Origin of the sequence: Actinocrinis sp., from assembly GCF_035650855.1 — a bacterium.
In the GTDB taxonomy this organism is placed as follows: domain Bacteria; phylum Actinomycetota; class Actinomycetes; order Streptomycetales; family Catenulisporaceae; genus Actinocrinis.
Genome location: NZ_DASRGV010000001.1, coordinates 1 through 5,127, shown reverse-complemented (window position 1 = coordinate 5,127; position 5,127 = coordinate 1). Strand labels below are relative to the sequence as shown.

Below are 5,127 nucleotides of genomic sequence, written 5' to 3'. Positions count from 1 at the left end.
ACGTCCTCGGTCATCACCGCGGCCTTGACCGCCGCCCGGGCGTTCTTGCCGATGGTGAACACCCCGTGGTTGCGCATGAGGACCGCGGGGGAGCGGTGCCCGGCCAGGGTCTCCACGATGCCCTTGCCGATCGACTCGTCGCCGATGAGGGCGAAGGGGCCGACCGGGATCTCGCCGCCGAACTCGTCGGCCATCGCGGTGATCACGCACGGGATCGCCTCGGCGCGCGCCGACCAGGCCGTCGCGTAGGTCGAGTGCGTGTGCACCACGCCGCCGACGTCGGGGCGGTGCCGGTAGACGTAGGCGTGCGAGCCGGTGTCGCTGGACGGCTTGTATTCGCCCTCGACGACGTTGCCGTCCAGGTCGCACAGCACCATCGACTCGGGGGTCAGGTCCTCGTAGTCGAGGCCGCTGGGCTTGATCACCATCAGCTCCGCGCCCGGCACCCGAGCCGAGACGTTGCCCGAGGTCCAGGCCACAAGGCCGTTGGCCGGCAGCAGCGCGTGCAGGGCGCAGACCTCCTCGCGCAGCCGGGTGATCTTCGCGCGCAGCAGGGTGTCGATCTCGCGGGACTGGATGCTCATCGGGCCTCGCCCTCGGTGGACTCGGACTGGGCGTGCGCTTCGATCCGCAGTTCGCGCAGCCGGTGCAGTACCTCGTTGGCGCCGCGCCCGAAGTAGTCGTGCAGGCGCAGGTATTCGGCGTAGAGCGCCTCGTACGCCGAGGCGCGCTGCGGGTCCGGGGTGTAGGCTGCGCGCTCGATCTTGCCCATCGCCCGCGCGGCGGCCGGCACGTCCGGGTACGCCCCGGCGGCCACCGCCGCGTGGATGGCGGACCCGAGCGCAGGACCCTGCGACGAGCCGATCAGGCTCAGCGGCCGCCGGGTGATGTCCGCGTAAAGCTGCATGAGGAAGCTGTTGCGCAGCAGGCCGCCGGCCACCACGAACTCGTTGACCGGGACGCCGCTCTCCTCGAACGCGTCGATGATCACGCGGGTGCCGAACGCGGTGGCCTCCAGCAGCGCGCGGTACACCTCGTGCGGCTTGGTGCTCAGCGTCAGGCCGACGATCACCCCGGACAGGTGGTGGTCGACAAGCACCGACCGGTTGCCGCTGTGCCAGTCGAGCGCGACCAGTCCGTGCGCGCCGACCGGCTGCGCGGCCGCCTGCTCGGTGAGCAGTTCGTGCACGGATATACCGCGCTCCGCGGCCTCGGCCTGGACGTAACCGGGCGTGGACTGCTCGGTGAACCAGGCGAAGATGTCGCCGACGCCGCTCTGCCCGGCCTCGTAGCCCCACAGGCCGTCGACGATGCCGCCGTCGACCACGCCGCACATCCCGGGCACCTCGGCCAGCCGCTCGCCGTTCATCACGTGGCAGGTGGAGGTGCCCATGATGGCGACCATCTGGCCGGGCTCGATGGCCTGCGCGGCCGGGGCGGTCACGTGCGCGTCCACGTTGCCGACGCAGACCGCGATGCCCTCCGGCAGGCCGGTCCAGGCGGCGGCCTGCGCGGTGAGCGACCCGGCCCGCGCGCCGAGCGGGGAGATGCCCGGCGCGCCGGGGGCCAGGTCGAGCTTGTCGTTGAAGTCGGCGAACCCGGCGTTGAGCGCGGTCAGGAAGGTCGCCGAGGGGCGCACGCCGTCCTGCAGGATGCCCTTGTAGCCGGCGGTGCAGGCGTTGCGCGTCTCGACGCCGCACAGCTCCCACGTGATCCAGTCGGCCGCCTCGATCCAGCGCTCGGTGCGCGCGTAGAGCTCGGCGTCCTCCTCCAGCAGTTGCAGGCCCTTGGCGTACTCCCACTCGGAGGAGATCTTGCCGCCGTACCGGGCGATCCACGGTTCGGGACGCTTGTGCGCGAGCGCGTTGATGCGGTCTGCCTGCGGCTGCGCGGCGTGGTGCTTCCACAGCTTGACGTAGGCGTGCGGCCGGTCGCGGTACTCGTCGAGCTCGCACAGCGGCGTGCCGTCGGCGAGGGTCGGCAGCACGGTGCAGGCGGTGAAGTCGATGCCGATGCCGATCACCTGCTTCGGGTCCACCCCCGCGTCGGCCACCGCGGCGGGCACCGCGCGGCGCAGCACCTCGCGGTAGTCGTCAGGGTGCTGAAGCGCCCAGTCCGGCGGCAGCGACCGGCCGCCGGCCGCCCCGGGCAGCGCCTCCTCGATGACGCCGTGCGCGTACTCGTGCACCGCGGTCCCCAGCTCCGCGCCATCCTCGACCCGGACCACCAGGGCGCGTCCCGACAGCGTGCCGAAGTCCACTCCGATCACGTACCGGTCCCCACCGCCATGATTGTTAGCGTTAACAACCATGTCGCGCCTCTGTCATAGTCGAACCTTCCTCGGGATCGCCGCCGGCCGCCCTCGCGGGCCCGGCTTGTCAGTGCTCGTCGCTCGTCGTGCTCGTGCTCTGCGGATGGTTCACAGGGCGGGACGCGCCGCGGAGGCGCGCACCACCAGGCCGGGGTCGATGGACACGCGTACCGCGGCGCGTCCGACTCCGGCCAGGTCGGCGTCGATCAGCTGGATCAGCGAGCGCAGGGCCCTGCGGCCCAGCTCGTCGAAGTCCTGGCGGACCGTGGTCAGCGGCGGCCCGAAGTACTCGGCCTCCGGGATGTCGTCGAACCCGATGACGCTCACGTCCTCGGGCACCCGGCGGCCGGCCTGCTGCAGCGCGCGCAGCAGCCCGAGCGCCATGTGGTCGTTGGCGCAGAAGACCGCGGTGATCTGCGGGTCGCGGGCGATCCGGTGGCCCAGCTCGAAGCCGGTGCGGGCGGACCAGTCGCCGCCGGTCAGCGGCTCGGGCACGCTCGCGCCCCGGGATTCCAGGGTGCGCCGCCAGCCGATCTCGCGCTCCTGCGCGTCCAGCCAGGAGGCGGGCCCGGCCATGTGGTGCACGGTGCGGTGGCCGAGGTCGAGCAGGTAGGAGGTGGCGCGCTCGGCCCCGCCCTCGTTGTCCACGGCCACCGAGGCCAGCGAGGAGTGGGTGCCGCAGCCGACCGCGACCAGCGGCACGTCCGAGGGGACGTTGGCCAGCGCGCCGACCGCGGTGGTCTGCGGGGCGATCACGATGATGCCCTCGACCGCCTGGTCGCGCAGCCGCTCCACCGCGTCGAGCACCGAGCGGCGGTCGAGCGCGGCCAGTGCGGCGACGGTGACGAAGTAGTCGTGCTGCTTGGCGGCCTGCTCGATGCCGTAGAGCATCGAGGCCGGGCCGTAGAGCGTGGTGTTGAAGCTGATCACGCCGAGCGTGTTGGTGCGCCGGGTGACCAGGGTGCGGGCGGCCGCGTTGGGCCGGTAGCCCAGCTCGCGGATGGCGGCGAGCACCCGGTCCCGGGTGGCGGGCCGCACGTTGGGGTGGTCGTTGAGCACACGGGAGACGGTCTGGTGCGACACGCCCGCGATCCGTGCCACGTCGGCCATGACCGGTGCCCGATCGCCGTCGATGACGCGCATGCCTGCTCCGCCTCCCTCCGTGTCCACGGCCACGCCGCCGCGGTGGCCCGAGTCTAGGTCTTCTGCCCACTGAACGTGGTTCACGAGCGCCGTCGACCGGCCTCGATGGAGAATTGTTAGCGCAAACATTCCGGGGGGTCAAGGGTCCGCAACGCGATCGAAACCAGTCGTTGATCTGGCCGGATTGAACCGGCCCCGACCGCCGGCCGGGTAACTCGGGCCGAACGGGCGAATTCGGACGATCACGAGCGCGCGCCTCTGAGCAGCGGTTTCGCTAGACTGAGAGGTCAGCGGAGGGGGAAAGGGAGCTTCGGTCCGAACCCAGGCTTGAGGCGGTCGACGTCGTATCAACGCATGAAACTGTGACCGCCGCGCTGCGGGCGGCGGGCTGCGTCTTCGCCGAGGACGAGGCGCGGCTGCTCCTCGCCCAGGCGGACACGACCCACCAGCTCGACCGCATGGTCCGGCGGCGGGCCGGCGGCCTGCCGCTCGAGCAGGTGCTCGGCTGGGCGCAGTTCTGCGGCCTGCGCATCGCGGTAGATCCCGCCGTGTTCGTGCCGCGGCGCCGAACCGAGCTGCTGGCGCGCGAAGCGGCCAGGCTCGCCGCGCAAGTTTCACAGCACGCGCATTTGGTCGTCGTCGACCTCTGCTGCGGAACCGGCGCCTTGGGCGCCGCGGTCGCCGCCGGCGTGCAGCGACCGCTCGACCTGCACGCCGTCGACATCGATCCGGCGGCCGTCGCGTGCGCCCGGCGCAACCTGGCCCCTCTCGGCGGACAGGTGTATCAGGGCGACCTCTATAGCGCGCTGCCCGAGACGCTGCGCGGGAAGATCAATGTTCTGATCGCGAACGTGCCCTACGTGCCCACCGGCGACATCGCGCTGCTGCCTGCCGAGGCGCGCGACCACGAGCCGCGCGTCGCGCTCGACGGCGGCAGCGACGGCCTCGACGTGATGCGGGCTGTCGCGAGTCAGGCATCGCGATGGCTCGCGGTGGGGGGCCACTTACTTGTCGAGGCCAGCGAGCGGCAGCTGCCGGCGGCGATGCAGGTAATAGTGGACAGTGGCCTGTTGCCGCGGGTTGTCCTCGACGACGAGATGGACGCCGCGGTCATCGTCGCTACACGCGCGGAGGTGACATTGAGGTGACCGAGCAAGCGGGAAATCGCGCCGGCGATCCGTTCGGCGGCCGGGAGCCGACCAGCCACGAACGGATGACCGGATTGCCGTGGGACGCCTCCTACCGCGACGGGCCAGCGCCCTGGGACATCGGCCGGCCGCAGCCGGTGGTCGTGCGCCTGGCCGCGGAAGGCGCCTTCGCCGGCCCGGTACTCGACGCGGGCTGCGGGACCGGCGAGAACGCCCTGCACATCGCCGCGCTCGGCGTGCCGGTGCTGGGCTTCGACGTAGCGGAAACGGCGCTGGCAGCCGCGCGGGAGAAGGCGGCGGAGCGCGGGATCGCGGCGGAGTTCACCGCGGCCGACGCCTTCGCGCTGGACGATCTCGGCCGCACGTTCGCCACGGTGCTGGACTGCGGACTGTTCCACACCTTCCGCGGCGACGAACGCACGAGATACGTGGCCGCGCTCACGTCGGTCACCCAACGGGACGCGACCCTATATGTGCTGTGTTTCAGCGACGAGGGCCCCGACACCGGCCCGCACCCGGTCAGCC

At 71.9% G+C, this 5,127-nt stretch carries 5 protein-coding genes; 2 read left to right on the top strand and 3 right to left on the bottom strand.

Annotation, left to right across the window (positions count from 1 at the left end; genetic code table 11):
* The 3 genes from VFB40_RS00025 to VFB40_RS00015 all read right to left on the bottom strand — a co-directional run.
* A partial coding sequence (locus VFB40_RS00025; RefSeq protein WP_324847137.1) for an L-ribulose-5-phosphate 4-epimerase occupies window positions 1-584 on the bottom strand: 584 nt, incomplete at its 3' end.
* Window positions 581-2,311, bottom strand: a complete 1,731-nt coding sequence (gene araB, locus VFB40_RS00020; protein WP_349261279.1) for a ribulokinase — start codon at window positions 2,309-2,311, stop codon at window positions 581-583. The genes araB and VFB40_RS00025, both read right to left, overlap by 4 nt.
* 108 nt (window positions 2,312-2,419) lie before the next feature.
* Window positions 2,420-3,454, bottom strand: a complete 1,035-nt coding sequence (locus VFB40_RS00015; protein WP_324847135.1) for a LacI family DNA-binding transcriptional regulator — start codon at window positions 3,452-3,454, stop codon at window positions 2,420-2,422.
* A 362-nt stretch (window positions 3,455-3,816) separates the two neighbouring features.
* Between VFB40_RS00015 and VFB40_RS00010 the strand changes: the two genes are divergently transcribed.
* Both VFB40_RS00010 and VFB40_RS00005 read left to right on the top strand, forming a co-directional pair.
* The gene (locus VFB40_RS00010; RefSeq protein ID WP_324847134.1) at window positions 3,817-4,602 is read left to right on the top strand and encodes a putative protein N(5)-glutamine methyltransferase; all 786 of its coding nucleotides are present in this window, start codon (window positions 3,817-3,819) and stop codon (window positions 4,600-4,602) included.
* A 65-nt stretch (window positions 4,603-4,667) separates the two neighbouring features.
* On the top strand, window positions 4,668-5,127 hold a 460-nt coding region (locus VFB40_RS00005; protein ID WP_414641988.1), incomplete at its 3' end, for a class I SAM-dependent methyltransferase.

What these genes read in the sequence shown, in the direction of transcription:
- araB (WP_349261279.1), bottom strand. Translation starts at nt 2,311, where the DNA reads ATGGTTGTTAACGCTAACAATCATGGCGGTGGGGACCGGTACGTGATC.
- VFB40_RS00015 (WP_324847135.1), bottom strand. Translation starts at nt 3,454, where the DNA reads ATGCGCGTCATCGACGGCGATCGGGCACCGGTCATGGCCGACGTGGCA.